Below are 16,795 nucleotides of genomic sequence, written 5' to 3'. Positions count from 1 at the left end.
AACTTAAAACATTAATGCCATTAAAGTTCCAATTCTTTGATAACCAGAACTCACTAATTTATCCCTTGTAAAGTATAGCATGGTTCGTTTAAGGTTGATAACCAGGGGCCGTTCCGCCCCTATACCCCATTAACCCATTAACTAATTCCGGGACGCCTTATTGTTTATGGGAGATGGTTGCCTTTTGGGGCCGGTCATCCTGGAGGTCGACGCCGAATTGTCGCAAGTGGTGCCGGGCATGTTTGTACAGCAACTGGATGTTCATCTGGAAGTTGAGAGGGCCGAAGAGGGGGTTGATGGTGAGCAGGTGTTCGTTGGCTTCGAATACGTCGAAGAAGTGGTGCAGTTCCTCCTGCAGTTCGGCCAGGGCGTCCTCTTCCGAGGCGTTGCGTACGGGGGCGGGCACTTCGGGCACCAGCGGGTTCATGGTGTTTTCCCGGAAGGGCTTGTTGCTCATCAGGAACTCCTGCATCTTCGGCAGCTTTTCTTCGGGGGTAAGCACCTTCTGGTGCTGGGAGCGGCCCGAGGCGATGCGGACGCTGTCGGAAAAATGCTCGATCATTTGCTGCAGGGTCATCTTGCCCCAGGCAGGCGGAGTATCGGAAGGCACCCGTTCTAAAAGGGGGAGGAACTGATGCCGCAGGAAGCTTTCTTTACTTGTATCCATAACGGTAAATTAGGACTACAAGTTTACCTTAAATATATAAGAAATGGAAGTAAAGTCTGGAAGGAGAAAAGCCGGGGAGAACAGTGCGGAAGAACCTGCCGTTGAAAGAAAAAGGCGCTACAGCCTGAAACCTCCTTGTTCCAAACTGTAGCGCCTTTTCAGGATCAGGAAAAATGCTTTCGGACTTTCGGACTACTCGGCTACCGATTGCTGGGCCGTCATTTCGGCTTCGATGGCGTTGCTGAGGGCGGCAAAGATGTCGTCAATGGAGCCTTCGCCCTGGATGGACTGGAATTTTCCTTTTTCGGCGTAGTGGGTGCCTACCGCCTCGGTCTCCGCCTTGTATACGCCCAGGCGCTTGCGGATCACCTCTTCGTTGGTGTCGTCGGTGCGGCCGGAAGTTTCGCCGCGTTTCAGCAGGCGTTTGATCAGCTCTTCTTCGCTTACTTCCAGGGCCAGCACTTTGGAGATGGAAGATTTGCGCAGGGCCAGCAGCTTGTCCAGCGCCTGGGCCTGGGCGACCGTACGGGGAAAGCCGTCGAACAGGAAGCCCTTGGCTTCGGAATTCTGCTGCAGGCAGGAATCGATCATGCCGATCACCACTTCGTTGGGTACCAGCTGACCTTTATCAATGAACTTTTTGGCTTCCAGGCCCAGGGGCGTTTGTGAGCCGATCTCACGGCGCAGCAGGTCGCCGGTGGAAAGATGGGTTAAGCCAAACTTTTTTACAATATTTTCCGATTGTGTGCCTTTTCCGCTGCCGGGAGGGCCAAAAAGAATTAAATTAAACATAATATTTATAGCTAAGGGTAACAAATATAGTTCATTTTCCGAACCCGGATCGGGCAGGATGTCTTCACATTTCTTTTAAAACCGCCGCCAGGCCAGGTATCGTACATTTGGCAGGAGGAACCATTCAATGAAACACATTTCTTTGTTAGTACTGCTGGCACTGAGCTTGCTGGGGTGCACCTATTCCCAATCAACAAAAAACAACAAGATGGAAGAAGCCAACAAAAACAACCCGTATTATTCCAACACGGATACATCGGCCGTGAATATCAGCGAGGACGAATGGAAGAAGATCCTGCCCAAAGAGGTCTACCAGATTGCCCGCCAGAAGGGTACCGAACGGCCCTGGAGCAGCCCCTTCGAAACCCTGAACGATAAGGGCACCTACTACTGCGCCGCCTGCGGCAACGCCCTCTTTGTCAGCGATACGAAGTTTGAAAGCGGCTGCGGCTGGCCCAGCTTTTACCAGCCCGTCAGCAAAAGCAGCATTATCTATACGCCGGATCACAGCCACGGCATGAGCCGCACCGAAGTGCAGTGTGGCCGCTGCAAAGCCCACCTGGGCCACGTTTTTGAAGACGGCCCGCCGCCCACCGGCCTCCGCTACTGCATCAACGGCGTCGTGCTCGACTTCAAAAAAGCACAGGCCGCAGCGGAGAAGTATGACGAGAAGAAATAGTTCGTGGTTTGTAGTTCGTGGTTTGTAGTTGTCGTGCTATTGGAAGGTTTCTTTCGCTGAAGGAAACCTTTTTTATTTTGGAAAGGACAATCGCTGCTTTTTACGCCCAACCACAAACCACCAACTACAAACCACAAACTTTTTTTATCTTTCTTTCACTAATCAATCATTTCATGGAACAACGAATGAACCTTAAGCCCGTTCGCTGGATCGTGCTCCTGCTGCTGCACGTATTCAGCCTGAATGTTTTTGCACAAATCAAACTCAGCCAGCCCCTCCCCGTTGACCCCAATGTAAAAGTGGGCAAGCTGCCCAACGGGCTGACCTACTATATCGAAAAAAACGCCAAGCCGAAAAATAAAGTGGAGCTGCGCCTGGCCGTGAATGCCGGCTCCATTCTCGAAGACCCCAGCCAGCAGGGCCTGGCCCACTTCATGGAGCATATGGGCTTCAACGGCTCGAAAAACTTTCCCAAGAACGAGCTGGTGAACTACCTGCAAAAGGTAGGCGTGGAGTTCGGCGCCGACCTCAACGCCTATACCTCTTTTGATGAAACCGTCTATATCCTGCCCATCTCCAGCGACGACCCCGAGATCGTGGAAAAAGGCTTTACCGTGCTGGAGGACTGGGCGTTCAACAACCTTATGGACTCTGCCGAGATCGAAAAGGAAAGGGGCGTGGTGCTCGAAGAATCGCGCCTGAGCAAGGGCGCCCAGGAGCGCATGCGCCGCAAGTATTTCCCAAGAATGTTCAATGGCTCGAAGTATGCCGATCGCCTGCCCATCGGTAAGGACTCCGTGCTGAAAACCTTTCGCCACCAGGCCCTGAAGGAATTTTACAAACAATGGTACCGGCCCAACCTGATGGCGGTGATCGTCGTAGGCGATATCGACCCGGCCGAAGCCGAGAAAAAGATCAAAGCCCACTTCGGCAAGTTCACCAATCCTGTGGGTGCCCGGCCGCGGCCGGCCATCACCTCCATACCGGTGCGTACCAAGCCCGAGGCCATGGTGCTCACCGATGAAGAAGCCACCAATACCGCCCTGCAGATCTTTACCTACATCAAGCCGGCCAAGAAAGCCGTTACCTGGGCCGACTACCGCGAGGCGGTGGTAAAAGAGCTGATGACCTCTTTGATCAACGAGCGCCTGCAGGAGCTGACCCGCAAGGAAAACCCGCCCTTCAACTACGGCTATACCGGCCTGTCGCAGTTCCTGAGAGGGTATGAAGCGTTTGTATCGTATGCCGTTGTAGGCGACAATCCCGTAAAGGAAGCCCTGGACGCCCTGGTGGCCGAAACCGAAAGGGCCCGCCGCTACGGCTTCCTGGCCAGCGAGCTGGAACGTGCCAAGGCCGACCTGTACAACGCTACCGAGAAAGCCTATAACGAACGCGACAAAGTGGAGTCGGACAACCTGGCCTGGGAATACGTCAGCCACTTCCTGGAGCACGAACCCATCCCCGGTCCCGAATACCGCTTCCAGTTTATCAAGCAGGTGCTGCCTACCATAAAGCTGCAGGAGATCAACGACCTGGCGAAGAAGATCCCCGCCACCGACAAGGCCTTTGCCCTGGTGACGGCCCCCGCCAGCCTCAAGGGCAAGCTGCCGGCCGGCAACGCCGTGCTGAAGGAACTGGTAGCGGCCGCCCGACAGCCCGTCACCCCTTACCAGGAAAAAGCCGTTGCGGCCCAACTGCTCGACAAGGAGCCGGTGCCGGGTTCCACCGTCAGCGAAACGAAAAACCCGAAGCTCGGAACCACCGATCTGACCCTGAGCAACGGCGTTACCGTTACCCTGAAGCCCACGGCCTTTAAGAACGACCAGATCCTGATGGACGCCTGGCGTTGGGGCGGCTTCCAGCGCTTCGACCTGGCCGACAAGGACAATGCGAAATACGCCGCCACCCTGGTAACGCAGATGGGCGTAAAAGATATGTCGCCGACCGACCTGAAAAAGTTCCTTTCGGGCAAAAGCGTTTCGGTGATGCCCTACGTGAACGACCACGAGGACGGCATTGAAGGCAGCAGCAGCGTCAAGGACCTGGAAACCTTCCTGCAGCTCACCCACCTGTACTTCACGCAGCCCCGCAAGGACGAGGCGCTGTTCCGCTCGTTCGTTACCAAGCAGAAAAGCTCCATCCAGTTCATGCGCCAGAACCCGCGGGCCTTTTACCAGGATACGCTGACGAAGATCGTTTTCAATAACAACCCCTGGGCCAGCTACCTGCCAACGGAAAAGGAGTTCAACAACCTCAACCTGGATAAGGCGTTCTCGATCTACAACAGCATTTACAGCAATGCCTACGGCATGCATTTTACCTTCGTGGGCAATATCGATTCCAACATCATCAAGCCGCTGCTGGAAAAGTACCTGGGGTCGCTGCCGGCCAAAGAAATGCAGAACCGGTTCAAGGACAACGGCGTTCGCCCGGTAAAAGGCATCGTAAAAGCCAATGTGCAAAAAGGCAAGGAGGCGCAAAGCGTCATTACCGTGCGCTGGGGCGGCGAAGCGCCTTACTCCACCGAAGAAGCCATGCGCCTGCGGGCCCTGGTGGAAGTGCTGAACCTGAAGGTGATTGAAAAGCTGCGCGAGGAAATGGGCGGCATTTATGGCGGCGGCTTCAACGGCGCCCTCAGCAAGCGGCCCTACCAGCGCTACGCCATCACGGCCTCGCTGCCCTGCGGTCCCGAGAACGTGAACAAGCTGACGGCCGCCCTGATGGACCTGGTGCGCGACGTGCAGCAGAAAGGCATAGAGCAGAAGGACCTGGACAAGATCAGGGAAACCTGGCGCAAGCAGCACCTCGTAGGCCTGCAAACCAACGATTTCTGGCTGCAGTCGCTGTCGAATGCCTTTATCGAGCGCGAAGACCCCGAAGAGATCCTGCAATACGACAAGCGGGTGGAAGCCATCACCACCGCCGACCTGCAAAAGGCTGCCCAGAAATACTTCGATATGAACAACTACATCAGCGTTGTTCTGTATCCCGAAGGTGCCGACATCAAGCCCGCCTCCAATTAATATTTAAAAAGGCCCGTTTTACCGAAAAAGCCCCGGACAGCCTTCCGGGGCTTTTTCATTTTCCCCTCATTTCTGTTTGTTAAAATGCTTTCCAGGAACCTCCAATCATAAATTCTTCCCTTATTTCGCGGCCGTAACTTATCTGTCAAGGCATGAACGACTTTTTTCAAAAAATCTTTTTCGATAATACCCTGGGCGATTATTTGTGGACCGTCGCCCTGATCTTGCTGGTGCTGGTGCTCAACCGCCTCATCTCGCGCTACCTGGCCCGCCTGCTGGGCAAGGGCTGCAAGCGGCTCTGGCCCGCCTTCGACGAGCGCACCTTTACCCAGATGGTCGTGCATCCGCTGAGCGCCTTCCTGATCGTCACCGTCACCATCATCGCTTTTTACCGCCTGAATTTCCCCTCGGTGCTGAAGGTCAATATTTACAGGTACCCGCTGCAGCGCGTCGTGCTGTCCGTCGGCATCATCATACAGCTGCTGTTCCTCACCTGGCTGATGCTGCGCATTATCGATTTCCTGGCCTCGGTGCTGGAAAAGAAAGCGGCGCTCACCCCCGGCCAGACCGACGACCAGCTGGTAGTGTTCTTCCGCGATCTGCTGAAGGTGATCATCGGCATCGTGGGGCTGTTGCTGATCCTGCGCTTCGCCTTCAATTACGACGTGGGCAACCTGCTCACCGGCCTGAGTATCGTGGGTGCCGCCGTGGCCCTGGCCCTGCGGGAAAGCCTGGAGAACCTGATCGCTTCCTTCGTGATCTTTTTCGACAAGCCGTTTACGGTGGGCGACAACGTGAAGGTGCAGAACATCGTGGGCAAGGTGGAAAAGGTGGGGCTGCGCAGCACGCGCATCCGCAGCGAGCAGAAAACCTGCGTGTCGGTGCCCAACAAGCAGATGGTGGATACCGTGCTGGACAACCATTCGCAGCGCATTTCGCAGCGCAACGAGCTCATCCTGCACCTGGACCTGGAAACGCCTTCCGAAAAGATCGAGGCCCTGATGGCCGCCCTGAAATCCTTCCTGGCCGGTATCAAGGAGGTGGAAGTGCACAACGTATGGTTCCAGGACATCCAGTTGCAGGCTTATACCATCCAGGTGGAGCTGTTCGTTCCCGCGGCCTACCTGTCGCAGTTCAACAGCATCCGCCAGCGGGTGAACCTGTTCGCCCTCCGCACCATGGAAGAAATGGAAATAGAAATTGCAGGCAAAACCGCCTAGGATGAATAGGCCTTAGCCCCTTCCCTGTTTACCGATAAAAGTCTAACCACGTACCCCGGAATTGTATTCCGGGTAAAGACACTACGACCTATTTTTTCTTAGGATGAAGTGTACTAAAGCAGGACTTAAAATTCCTGCTTGACGATCTCGCCCAGTTCTTTATCGAACATGCCCTGCTTGCCGTATTCGATCACTCTTCCAACCTCTTTTCCTCTTTTCAGGACGATGATGGTAGGAACATTGGTGATATTAAAAGCCTGGGGCAGGTTGTTGTTGGCCTTTTTGCTCTCGTCCACGGCGAAGAAGGTGATGTGGCTGGGGGCGACGCCGGCCGAGTCGAGCAGGGAAAAGAACCGGGGCAGCACGAAGTGGGTATCATGGCACCAGGTACCGCCGAAGACGATATAATCCACGGAGTCCTTGTTCTTTTTAATGTTTTGCAGGGCCGCCGCATACGGCTTGTAGTCCGCGGCGTTTTTAGTGAACCAGCCAAAGGCGGTATCGCCGGCCAGGTCCTGCTTCGTTACCAGGCCCTTCAGCATTTTATGTCCCTCCTTGTCCTTACCTATTTCTATGGATTGTGCCTGCACCGCCTGCAAAAAAAAGCCGGCCACCAGCAGGAACGCTATCTTTTTCAAATGGAAAAAACTCATAATAGCAAAAATACAGCAATGGCTCATAACTAACTTGCCAAAACTAAACCTCTAAATACCCCACCGAACTCGTAAACACGTAAACTTGTAAACTCCTCAGAGCCCCGCTTTGAGTTCCAGCAAAAAGTCTTTGATGCGTTGCAGTGAGTGAATCAGCTCGTAGCGTTCTTCGGCCTGCTGGTTTCTTTTCAAATATTCCTTGGCCCCTTCGAGGGTGAACTTCCGGCGACGGATGAGGTCGTAGATCAGCTGCAGGGTCTTGACGTCCTCGGGCTTGAACAGGCGGTCGCCCTTGCGGTTCTTGCGCGGCTCCACCATGTCGAACTCATTCTCCCAGTAGCGGATCAGGGAGGTGTTCACGCCAAACCAGCCCGCCACTTCGCCGATGGAATAGTACTGCTTCTGGAACAGCACCCCATCTTCTGGAACCATTACCTGGTCCGGCATCGGCTCCTTCAGCGACTTGCGGCCACGGGTGCTCTTTTCCTTTTTCGGGGGAGGGGGCGGCACGGGGTTGCCCGAGAGAAACTCGGTCGGCTGAAAGGCAGGGGCCTGGTCGTCGGGCTCCGGGTCGTCCTCAAAGTCGAAAGTGATAGAAGGAATTTTTTTTGCCATTGTGAATGTCAACGGGTTGCAAAGTTCCGGACTTCCGCACGATTTCTTTTCTCATGAAGGACTTAAAATTTTATTAGCCCTAATTTCATCCCATGAAACGATTCCGCCTTCTCTGCTTCCTGGCCCTCCTCCTGGGTACCTTCTCCTCCCGGGCCCAGGACAACCGCAGCTACAAAATTTTCCAGTTCCCCGCCAATAAGATCCCTACCATCGACGGCAAGGCCGACGACTGGAACCTGGTGCCCGGCGACTACGTGGTGGGCCTGGACCAGCTGTGGGACGACAGCAAAAAGCAGCCGAAGGCCGACCCCAAAAACCTGGACGTGAAGGTGAAGGTGGGCTGGGTAAAAGGGATGAACCGCCTGTATTTCCTCTACGAAGCCTATGACAACTACTGGGATTTTTCGCTGACCGACCTGCACAACGACATCTTCGAGGTAGTGGTCGACGGCGACCAGTCGGGCGGCCCGCTCATCGACCGCTTCCACCCCAACAAAACCCTTAGCCCCATGGATGCCTACTTTTCCTTCCATGGGGTGCATGCCCAGAACTACCACATCTTCACGCCGGCCGTGGGCAAGGACTGGGCCCTGGCCTGGGGCAGCCAGCCCTGGATCAAAAGCCTGCCCTACGCCAATGCCGCTTATAACTTCAACTTCAAGCCGGGCGATTCCGGCCGCCTGACGCTCGAATTCTGGATCACACCCTTCGACTATGCCGGACCGGAAGGCCCGGCCCGCGCCGTGGAATCGATTCTTTCCGAAAACAAGAACATCGGCCTTTCCTGGGCCATCATCGACTACGACGACGTGAAAGCCCCCTCCCACAACGGTTTCTGGAACCTGTCGAAGGAGCATACCATGTACGGCCAGGCTTCTTACCTGCTGCCCTTCCGCCTCATGCCCCTGGAAAGCCGTTTTAAAAAGCCCATCGACGCCCAATGGTCCTTTAAAGTCGTCGACATGCAGCGCCGCCTGGTGTCCTTCATCGACGAGTCGGAAGGAAAGATCACTTCCTGGAAGTGGGATTTCGGCGACGGCACCACCTCCACCCAGCAGCACCCCACCCACGTGTACGAAAAGCCCGACCACTACATCGTTACGCTCTACGTGGAAGGCCCCGCCGGCAAAGCGAGGATGTCGAAGGTGTGGGACGTGGCGGTGAAGTAACCTCACCCCCGGCACACCTCACCCCCGGCCCCTCTCCAGATGGAGAGGGGCCGGGGGTGAGGTTAATCCAAACTCTGGTTGGAGGCCTGGGCCTGCTTTAAGAGGGCGTCGAATTCCTTGGGGGTGAGGTCGTTGTAGAAAAAGTAGACCGGGTCGAGCTTCTGGTTGTTCTTGTGTACCTCGTAGTGACAGTGCGGGCCGGTGCTTTTGCCGGTGGTGCCCACGTAGCCGATGATCTCGCCCCGCTTCACCTGCTGGCCCGGGCGGGCCTTGATGCGCACCATGTGGCCGTAAAGGGTTTCGTAGCCGTAGCCATGGCTCAGCACCACGTGGTTGCCGTAGCCGCCGTCGCTGTGGCCCGCCACCTTTACGCGGCCGTCGGCGGTGGCGTAGATGGGCGTGCCCTGCGGAGCGGTAAAGTCCAGGCCGGCATGCATCTTCACGGTTTTGTAGATGGGGTCGATGCGGTAGCCGAAGCCCGAGGCGATGCGGGTGAGCTCCTTGTTGCTCACCGGCTGGATGGCCGGCGTATGGGCCAGGATGGCTTCCTTGTTGTTCATCAGCCGCGTCAGCTCGGTATAGGATTTTTTCTGGGCGGCAATGCGATTATTGAGCGTGTCGATGTTGCGCTGGATGGCGCGTACCAGTTGCGGCTCGCCCATCCGCTCCACCTGGGCCTGGCGTTTCTTTTCCAGCTCGATGGCCCGGATGCTGTCGGGGATGGGATTGGCCTCGAAGATGCTGCGGTAGACGTTGTTGTCCCTTTTTTCCAGTTCCTGCACTTCGGCCTGCAGGGTCTTTACCTGGGTTTCCAGGTCGTCGTAGTGGTTCAGGAGCAGCTCGTGCTGGGTACGCAGCAGCTTTTCGCTGGGCGAGCCCACGAAGCGGAAGGCCAGGTAAGAAATAATGACCGAGGTGACCAGGGCGGCGGCGATAAAGCCGAAAATGCGCAGGAGCTTCACCCGGAGCGGCGTGATCAGCTTTTCGTAGCGAAGCGTATGGGTATTATAATAATATTTGATCTTCTTCATTCAATACCTTCATAAGGGGTCTGTTCAGTTCCGGGGCTTTTGCAAGCAACTCTAATCGTTACCTTTGCGCTTCTTCTTTTCCGCCAGGGGCGGGAGAGACGGACAAATATACTGGCATAAAAAGCAAAAACAATCTATTTATTGTAGCATGATGACCGCAAAAGAAATACGCAGCCGCTTTCTGGAATTCTTCCAGTCGAAGCAGCACCAGATCGTTCCCTCGGCCCCCATCGTGGTGAAAAACGATCCCACCCTGATGTTCACCAATGCCGGGATGAACCAGTTCAAGGACTACTTCCTGGGCAACAAGCCGGCGCCCTCCCCCCGCATCGCCGACACGCAGAAGTGCCTGCGGGTGAGCGGCAAGCACAACGACCTGGAAGAGGTGGGCGTGGACACCTACCACCACACCATGTTCGAAATGCTGGGCAACTGGAGCTTTGGCGACTATTTCAAAAAAGAGGCCATCGAGTGGAGCTGGGAGCTGCTGACCAAAGTGCTGCAGATCCCTGTCGACCGCCTGTATGTGACCATCTTTGAAGGCGACGAAAAGGAAGCCCTGCCCCGCGACGAGGAAGCCTTTTCGGAATGGAAAAAGTGGACGGCCGAAGACCGCATCCTGCTGGGAAAGAAGAAAGACAATTTCTGGGAAATGGGCGATACCGGCCCCTGCGGCCCCTGTACCGAGATCCACGTGGACTGCCGCCCCGACCACGAGCGCAGCGCCATCGACGGCAGCACCCTGGTGAATGCCGACCACCCGCAGGTGATCGAGATCTGGAACAACGTATTCATCCAGTTCAACCGCCTGAAGAACGGCACCCTGGAGCAACTGCCCGCCAAACACGTGGACACCGGCATGGGTTACGAGCGCCTGGTACGCGTGCTGCAACAGAAGGACTCCAACTACGATACCGACGTTTTCAGCGGCACCATCAAAAAAATTGAAGCCATTACCGGCAAAACCTACGACCGCACCGCCACCCCCGAATCGGGCAAGGCCTGGGGCGAGGCCGTGGCCATGCGGGTGAATACCGACCACATCCGCGCCATTTCCTTTACCATCGCCGACGGGCAGCTGCCCTCCAACACCGGCGCCGGCTACGTCATCCGCCGCATCCTGCGCCGGGCCGTACGCTACTATTATTCGAACCTCGACTACCAGCAGCCCCTGTTGTACCAGCTGGTGCCGGTGCTGGCCGACCAGTTTGCCGACGTGTTCCCCGAGCTGAAACAGCAGGAAGCCTTCGTCACCAAGGTGATCCGCGAAGAGGAAGAAGCCTTCCTGCGTACCCTGGAAAAAGGCCTCAAGCGCATTGAAGACATTATCGGCTCGGCCCAGCAGTCCATTTCGGGCAAGGACGCCTTCGAGCTGTACGACACTTATGGCTTCCCCTTCGACCTTACCCGCCTGATCGCTTCGGAAAGAGGCCTGTCGGTGGACGAAGAAGCCTTCAACGGCGAAATGCAAAAGCAGAAAGAACGCTCCCGTGCCGCTTCGGCCATCGATACCGGCGACTGGATCCTGGTGAGCCAGGAAGGCGAAGGCGGCAGCGAGTTCGTAGGCTACGACTCCCTGGAAGCCCAGGCCAACATCCTGCGCTACCGCAAGGTAAAAACCAAGGGCAAGGAGCTGGTACAGCTCGTGCTCGACCGTACGCCCTTTTATGCCGAAAGCGGCGGCCAGGTAGGCGATACGGGGAAACTGGCAATCGGCAATAAGCAATTGACCATTATCGATACCAAGAAAGAGATGGACCTGATCGTTCATTTCGCCGAAAGCCTGCCCGACGACCTGTCCGGCCCGGTGACTGCCACCGTAGATGTGGAAAAGCGGAAAAAAACCGCCCTGCACCATAGCGCCACCCACCTGCTGCACGCCGCCCTGCGCCAGGTGCTGGGTACCCACGTGGCCCAGAAGGGTTCGCTGGTGAATGCCGACTACCTGCGCTTCGACTTCTCGCACTTCAGCAAGATGACCGCCGAGGAGATCGCCGCCGTGGAAAAGATCGTGAACGAAAAGATCCGCGCCAATGTGCCGGTGGTGATCCGCCAGTTGCCCAAGGAAGAGGCGATGAAGCTGGGCGCCATGGCCCTGTTCGGTGAGAAATACGGCGACGTGGTCCGCGTAGTGACCATGGACCCTGCCTACTCCGTAGAGCTTTGCGGCGGTACCCACGTGGGTGCTACCGGTGAGCTGGGCTTCTTTAAAATCACTTCCGAGGGCGCCGTCGCTGCCGGTGTGCGCCGGGTGGAAGCCATCTGCGGCGCTGCTGCCGAGGAATACCTGAACGGCCAGCTGTCCCAGCTGCAGCAGGTGAAGGAAGCCCTCAAAAACCCCAAGGACCTGGTAAAGGCCCTGACGGCCCTGAACGAGGAAACCGCCGCCCTGAAAAAGCAGCTTGAGAAATTTGAGGCCGTCCAGCTGAAAGCCCTCCGCGACCAGCTGGTAACAAAAGCAGAAGGCATCAACGGCGCTAGCTTCATCGGCGAGATCGTGGAAGTGAGCAGCGCTGATGCCCTCAAAAAGCTGGCCTTCGAGCTGAAGCAGGTGGTGCCCCAGCACGTGATTGCCCTCGGCGCCGCTATCGACGGCAAAGCCTCCGTGGTGCTGCTGTTCGACGAGCAGGTGACTGCCCAGAAAAGCCTGGATGCTTCGGCGGCCATCAAGCAAAAGATCGCCCCGCTGATCAAAGGCGGCGGCGGCGGCCAGAAAACCCTTGCCACTGCCGGCGGACAAAACCCCGACGGGCTGCAGCAGGCGATCGAGGCGGTGAAGGGACTGCTCGGATAAGTTTACGAGTTTACAAGTTTACGAGTTCGTTTGCATACGATAAACTACAAAAGTCTCTAAGACTTTTGTAGTTTTTTTGTTTTTGGGTGGTTGATTTTTATGGACGTTGGTTGGTTTTTCCGTTTATCCCGGTCGTTTTCCTCTTGTCCGCTTCCGGTTATTTTAACATCTCCGAAGGGTTTCGTAATATGGGAGGATGTTGTATATTTGGTCTACGAAATTCAACGTAGACAAAAACGAAATACTTATGAAGCAATATTTCATCAAGAAGGCTTTTATAGCAGGTATCGCAGTATTGTCGGTTTCGGCCGTATTTGCGCAAAAGGAAAAGGATACAGACAAAGGCGGGGTACAGCAGATCATCATTGACCGCAAAGGCGCCGCCGGCAACGAAAAGACCGTGATCGAGATCAATGGCGACAAGGTAAAAGTGAACGGTAAGGAACTGACCGGCAAGACCGGCGATATATCGGTAACGATCAAAAAATACCGCGACATGGAAGCGTTGCAGCAGCAGGGCGGCCAGCCCCGGTCGGGCAGCCGTACTTTCCGCGGCTTTGGCCCCGAAGGCGATAACCTGCTGCAGCCCGACTCGAACCGCGCCATGCTGGGGGTCATGACGGAGAAAGTGGAAGGCGGCGCCCAGGTAAAGTCGGTGAGCGAAGAGAGCGCAGCCGCAAAGGCCGGCATTAAAGAAGGCGATATCATTAAAAAAGTGAACGAGGCCAAAATAGAAGATGCCGAGGGCCTGGCCACCGAGGTGCGCAAGCATAAGCCCGGCGAAAAGATCACTATTACCCTGCTGCGCGACGGCAAGGAGCAACAGGTGACGGCCGAGCTGGGCCGCTGGAAAGGCGTGCCGATGGAGCGGAACTTCCGCATCCTGGACCCTGAAATGTTCCGCGGCATGCCGAACCTGCCGAATTTGCCCAACATGGACTTTGATTTCCGCGGCAACGTTGGCGGCGGTGCCCCCAAGCTGGGCCTGTCCATCAAGGATACCGAAGACGGCAAGGGCGTAAAGGTGATTGACCTGGATGAGGAAGGCAATGCCGCCAGGGCCGGCGTGAAGGAAAACGACGTCATTACCCATGTGGGCGATGTGGCCGTCAACAGCGTGGACGAAGTCTCCAGCCAGGTGCGGGCCTCCCGCAACAAGCCTTCGGTAACCCTGAAGGTCCTCCGCAACGGCAAGTCCCAGACCATCGAGGTCAAGACCCCGAAAAAGCTGAAAACTGCTGATTTATAAACCAGCAACGGGAATTTTATATGGGTCAAAGCCCGGGTAAACAAATTGCCCGGGCTTTTTATTTGGCACCGGCAACGACCCCTGCCCAATTAACAAATTCCCAATTAACCAATTCCTTGTGCTTTCACTACTTTTGCCCGAATGAGCGCACAAAATCAATACGAGGTGGTGGTAGGGCTGGAGGTACATGCCCAGCTGACCACGCAGAGCAAGCTGTTCTGCAGCGACGGCACCCTGTTCGGACAGGAGCCCAATACGCAGGTAAGCGTTATTTCGCTGGCCCATCCCGGCACCCTGCCCAAAATGAACAAGGAAGCCATCGAGCTGGCCATCCGGCTGGGCCTGGCCTGCAATTGCGAAATTGTCGCCAACAACTACTTCGCCCGTAAAAACTACTTTTACCCCGACCTTCCCAAGGCCTACCAGATCTCGCAGCATACCGCCCCGGTCTGCCGTGGCGGCTACCTGGAGGTGACCGTAGGTAAAGAGCTGAAAAAGGTGCGCCTCAACCGCATCCACATGGAAGAGGACGCCGGCAAAAGCGTGCACGACATCGACCCCGCCTTTACCGGTGTGGACTTTAACCGTGCCGGCATCCCCCTGCTGGAGATCGTGACCGAACCCGACATCCGCAGCAGCGACGAGGCCTACGCCTACGTGACCGAACTGCGCAACCTGCTGCGCTACCTGAACGTCTGCGACGGCAACATGGAGCAGGGCCGCCTGCGCTGCGACGTGAACATCTCCGTTCGCAAAAGAGGCGACGAAAAGCTGGGCACCAAGGTGGAGATCAAGAACCTCAACTCCATCCGCTTCATTAAAAAAGCCATCGAGTCGGAATACGAGCGCCTGGTGAACCTGGTGGAAAGGGGCGAAGAGGTGCTGCAGCAAACCCGCGGCTACGACGAAGCCACCGGCACCACCTACGCCATCCGCACCAAGGAAGACGCCGACGACTACCGCTACTTCGCCGACCCCGATCTGCCGCCCTTCCTCATCACCGGTGAAATGATCGAGGCCATCCGCAGCCAGATGCCGCCCTCGCAAAAGCAACGGGTGCAGGCGCTGATCGACGGCCTGGGCCTGACCCAGTACGATGCGGCCATGCTGGCCGCCGATCCCGAGCTGGAAGCCTTTTTCAAAAAAGTGCTGGAGCACACGAAAAATAACAAGGCCGCTGCCAACTGGGTACTGAACCCGGTAAAGAACTGGCTGGCGGAAAAAGAGCTGGCGGCCGAAGACCTCCAGATTTCTCCTGCCTCCCTGGCCGCCCTGATCGGGCTGATCGACGAGGGCAAGCTCACCTACGGCATTGCCGTGCAGAAGATCTTCCCGGCCCTGACCGCCGACGGCAACCTGGACGTGGCCGCTTATGCGCAGCAAAATGACCTGCTGCTGAGCGAAAGCAGCAGCGACGTGGACGGCTGGATCACGGCCGTGCTGGAAAAGTATCCCCAGAAGGTGACCGAGTTCCGCAAGGGTAAAAAGGGCCTGATCGGCTTCTTCGTGGGCGAAGCCATGAAGCTGGCCAGGGGCAAGGCCGATGCCAAAGTGATCACCGAAAAATTCAACGAAAAGCTTAAATCCTGATCTGCAGCATGCGCAAACTTCTTTATAGCTCCCTCTTCCTGCTGGCGGTGGGTTGCAAACAATCCGAGCAAAACACGCTGGACGTAAAAGGCGCCCTTAAAAATGCAGGCGACCGCACCGTTTACCTCGAAGAATCCTCGCTGGCCAACCTGCAGCCGGTGATCGTGGATTCGGCCCGGCTGGACAAAGACGGCAATTTTCACCTGGAAACCCTCACCAAAGAGGAGGCGATCTTCAGCCTGCGCCTGGACGAAGAGCGGTTCCCGCTGGTGTCGTTCATCAACGATGAAAAGGAAGTGACCATCAACGCCGACCTGAAGTCCGCCGAGCTGTACACCATAAAAGGCTCCCCGGCCTCGCAGGAGCTGAAAGCTTACCTGGAAGAAAACAGCCGGAAAATGCAGGCCCTGTATTTAAAGGATAAGGACATCGACAGCCTGCGCCGCCAGAAAGTATCGGACAGCCTCCTCAACCGCAAGGCCGAGCAACGGATGACGGCTGTACAGGCCCTGAAGACCTACACGCTGAGCGTCATCAACCAGAGCAAGAGCCCGGCCCTCACCCTTTTTGCGCTGGGTAGCTACCAGAGCATGGCTTCCAACCCTAATTACGGCCTGGAAGGCTTTAGCCAGCAGGAGGTGAACAACATCGTGGCCCAGGCTGCCAAAAAGTTCCCTTCGCATACCGCCATTGCCTCCCTCAACAAGGATATGCAGGCGCGGGCCACCGCCGGGCCCGAAACGCCTGCCGCCAGCGCCCTGCTCAACAAGCCGGCGCCGGATTTTACCTTTCCCGATGTGAACGGCAAGCCGGTAGCGCTCAGCTCGTTCAAGGGCAAGTACGTGCTGGTGGATTTCTGGGCCTCCTGGTGTCCGCCCTGCCGGGCTGAGAACCCCAACGTGGTAAAGGCGTACAATAAGTTCAAGAACAAGAACTTCACCGTGCTGGGTGTTTCCCTCGACCGCCCGGACGGCAAGGACAAATGGATCGAGGCCATCAAGGAAGACGGCCTGGCCTGGACCCAGGTGAGCGACCTGAAGTTCTGGGACAGCCAGGTGGTGGGCCTGTACGGCTTCGACGGTATTCCCTACAACGTGCTGGTCGATCCCAAAGGCGTGGTTATTGCCGAAAGCCTCCGCGGCGAAGACCTGGAACGCAAGCTCAGCGAAGTACTGCATTAAGGTTTTAATAAAGCATTTCGAATGCCGCCCCCGGGCGGCATTTTTTTTTGATAGCCGTCGGGTACGATGGAGCATAATTGGTCGCGCGATGGGAAGCCCGCAGGGCTTTACTGTGAATAGCCCCGGGTGCAA

13 protein-coding genes are annotated in these 16,795 nt (G+C 56.4%); 8 read left to right on the top strand and 5 right to left on the bottom strand.

Going from position 1 to position 16,795, the window contains the following annotated elements; genetic code table 11:
* Positions 1–157: 157 nt before the first annotated feature.
* Complete coding sequence (locus V9K67_RS24885; RefSeq protein WP_336727464.1) at positions 158–667, bottom strand: hypothetical protein; 510 nt, start codon at positions 665–667, stop codon at positions 158–160.
* Between the two features lie 192 nt (positions 668–859).
* Complete coding sequence (locus tag V9K67_RS24880) at positions 860–1,459, bottom strand: adenylate kinase (RefSeq protein WP_336727462.1); 600 nt, start codon at positions 1,457–1,459, stop codon at positions 860–862.
* 208 nt (positions 1,460–1,667) lie between these two features.
* Here V9K67_RS24880 and msrB point away from each other — a divergent pair, with 208 nt between their 5' ends.
* The 3 genes from msrB (at position 1,668) to V9K67_RS24865 (ending at position 6,381) form a co-directional block, all read left to right on the top strand.
* Positions 1,668–2,138: a peptide-methionine (R)-S-oxide reductase MsrB gene (msrB, locus tag V9K67_RS24875; RefSeq protein WP_336727459.1), complete on the top strand. Its 471-nt coding sequence runs from the start codon at positions 1,668–1,670 to the stop codon at positions 2,136–2,138.
* Positions 2,139–2,311: 173 nt separating this feature from the next.
* Positions 2,312–5,161, top strand: a complete 2,850-nt coding sequence (locus tag V9K67_RS24870; protein ID WP_336727457.1) for a M16 family metallopeptidase — start codon at positions 2,312–2,314, stop codon at positions 5,159–5,161.
* A gap of 152 nt (positions 5,162–5,313) precedes the next feature.
* Positions 5,314–6,381: a mechanosensitive ion channel family protein gene (locus tag V9K67_RS24865; protein ID WP_336727455.1), complete on the top strand. Its 1,068-nt coding sequence runs from the start codon at positions 5,314–5,316 to the stop codon at positions 6,379–6,381.
* A gap of 125 nt (positions 6,382–6,506) precedes the next feature.
* Here V9K67_RS24865 and V9K67_RS24860 read toward each other — a convergent pair whose 3' ends face one another.
* Positions 6,507–7,034, bottom strand: coding sequence for a thioredoxin family protein (locus V9K67_RS24860; protein WP_336727453.1), 528 nt, complete (start codon positions 7,032–7,034; stop codon positions 6,507–6,509).
* Between the two features lie 96 nt (positions 7,035–7,130).
* Entirely contained in the window at positions 7,131–7,649 is a 519-nt protein-coding gene (locus V9K67_RS24855) for a MerR family transcriptional regulator (RefSeq protein WP_336727450.1), read from the bottom strand.
* Between the two features lie 92 nt (positions 7,650–7,741).
* On the opposite strand from V9K67_RS24855, the gene V9K67_RS24850 reads away from it, so the two are divergent.
* Entirely contained in the window at positions 7,742–8,818 is a 1,077-nt protein-coding gene (locus V9K67_RS24850) for a PKD domain-containing protein (protein ID WP_336727449.1), read from the top strand.
* Between the two features lie 62 nt (positions 8,819–8,880).
* On the opposite strand, the gene V9K67_RS24845 is transcribed toward V9K67_RS24850, so the two are convergent.
* Entirely contained in the window at positions 8,881–9,849 is a 969-nt protein-coding gene (locus V9K67_RS24845) for a M23 family metallopeptidase (RefSeq protein WP_336727448.1), read from the bottom strand.
* A gap of 148 nt (positions 9,850–9,997) precedes the next feature.
* On the opposite strand from V9K67_RS24845, the gene alaS reads away from it, so the two are divergent.
* The 4 genes from alaS (at position 9,998) to V9K67_RS24825 (ending at position 16,663) form a co-directional block, all read left to right on the top strand.
* Positions 9,998–12,643 carry an alanine--tRNA ligase gene (gene alaS, locus V9K67_RS24840; RefSeq protein WP_336727447.1) on the top strand — a complete coding sequence of 882 codons (2,646 nt, stop codon included), beginning with the start codon at positions 9,998–10,000 and terminating at the stop codon, positions 12,641–12,643.
* A 247-nt stretch (positions 12,644–12,890) separates the two neighbouring features.
* Positions 12,891–13,892: a PDZ domain-containing protein gene (locus V9K67_RS24835; protein WP_336727446.1), complete on the top strand. Its 1,002-nt coding sequence runs from the start codon at positions 12,891–12,893 to the stop codon at positions 13,890–13,892.
* A gap of 141 nt (positions 13,893–14,033) precedes the next feature.
* On the top strand, positions 14,034–15,482 hold the full coding sequence (gatB, locus tag V9K67_RS24830; protein WP_336727445.1) for an Asp-tRNA(Asn)/Glu-tRNA(Gln) amidotransferase subunit GatB: 1,449 nt from the start codon (positions 14,034–14,036) through the stop codon (positions 15,480–15,482).
* Positions 15,483–15,490: 8 nt separating this feature from the next.
* Positions 15,491–16,663, top strand: a complete 1,173-nt coding sequence (locus V9K67_RS24825; RefSeq protein ID WP_336727443.1) for a redoxin domain-containing protein — start codon at positions 15,491–15,493, stop codon at positions 16,661–16,663.
* Positions 16,664–16,795 lie beyond the last annotated feature (132 nt).

The sequence above is a fragment of the Huijunlia imazamoxiresistens genome (assembly GCF_037132455.1).
In the GTDB taxonomy this organism is placed as follows: Bacteria; Bacteroidota; Bacteroidia; order Chitinophagales; family Chitinophagaceae; genus Flavisolibacter; species Flavisolibacter imazamoxiresistens.
This window is presented reverse-complemented; position numbering and strand designations above follow the sequence as displayed.

Bases quoted from the DNA above. Each gene is read 5' to 3' on its own strand.
- gatB (WP_336727445.1), top strand. From the start codon at position 14,034: ATGAGCGCACAAAATCAATACGAGGTGGTGGTAGGGCTGGAGGTACAT.
- V9K67_RS24835 (WP_336727446.1), top strand. From the start codon at position 12,891: ATGAAGCAATATTTCATCAAGAAGGCTTTTATAGCAGGTATCGCAGTA.
- V9K67_RS24885 (WP_336727464.1), bottom strand. From the start codon at position 667: ATGGATACAAGTAAAGAAAGCTTCCTGCGGCATCAGTTCCTCCCCCTT.
- msrB (WP_336727459.1), top strand. From the start codon at position 1,668: ATGGAAGAAGCCAACAAAAACAACCCGTATTATTCCAACACGGATACA.
- V9K67_RS24865 (WP_336727455.1), top strand. From the start codon at position 5,314: ATGAACGACTTTTTTCAAAAAATCTTTTTCGATAATACCCTGGGCGAT.
- V9K67_RS24845 (WP_336727448.1), bottom strand. From the start codon at position 9,849: ATGAAGAAGATCAAATATTATTATAATACCCATACGCTTCGCTACGAA.
- V9K67_RS24850 (WP_336727449.1), top strand. From the start codon at position 7,742: ATGAAACGATTCCGCCTTCTCTGCTTCCTGGCCCTCCTCCTGGGTACC.
- V9K67_RS24870 (WP_336727457.1), top strand. From the start codon at position 2,312: ATGGAACAACGAATGAACCTTAAGCCCGTTCGCTGGATCGTGCTCCTG.
- alaS (WP_336727447.1), top strand. From the start codon at position 9,998: ATGATGACCGCAAAAGAAATACGCAGCCGCTTTCTGGAATTCTTCCAG.
- V9K67_RS24860 (WP_336727453.1), bottom strand. From the start codon at position 7,034: ATGAGTTTTTTCCATTTGAAAAAGATAGCGTTCCTGCTGGTGGCCGGC.
- V9K67_RS24825 (WP_336727443.1), top strand. From the start codon at position 15,491: ATGCGCAAACTTCTTTATAGCTCCCTCTTCCTGCTGGCGGTGGGTTGC.
- V9K67_RS24855 (WP_336727450.1), bottom strand. From the start codon at position 7,649: ATGGCAAAAAAAATTCCTTCTATCACTTTCGACTTTGAGGACGACCCG.
- V9K67_RS24880 (WP_336727462.1), bottom strand. From the start codon at position 1,459: ATGTTTAATTTAATTCTTTTTGGCCCTCCCGGCAGCGGAAAAGGCACA.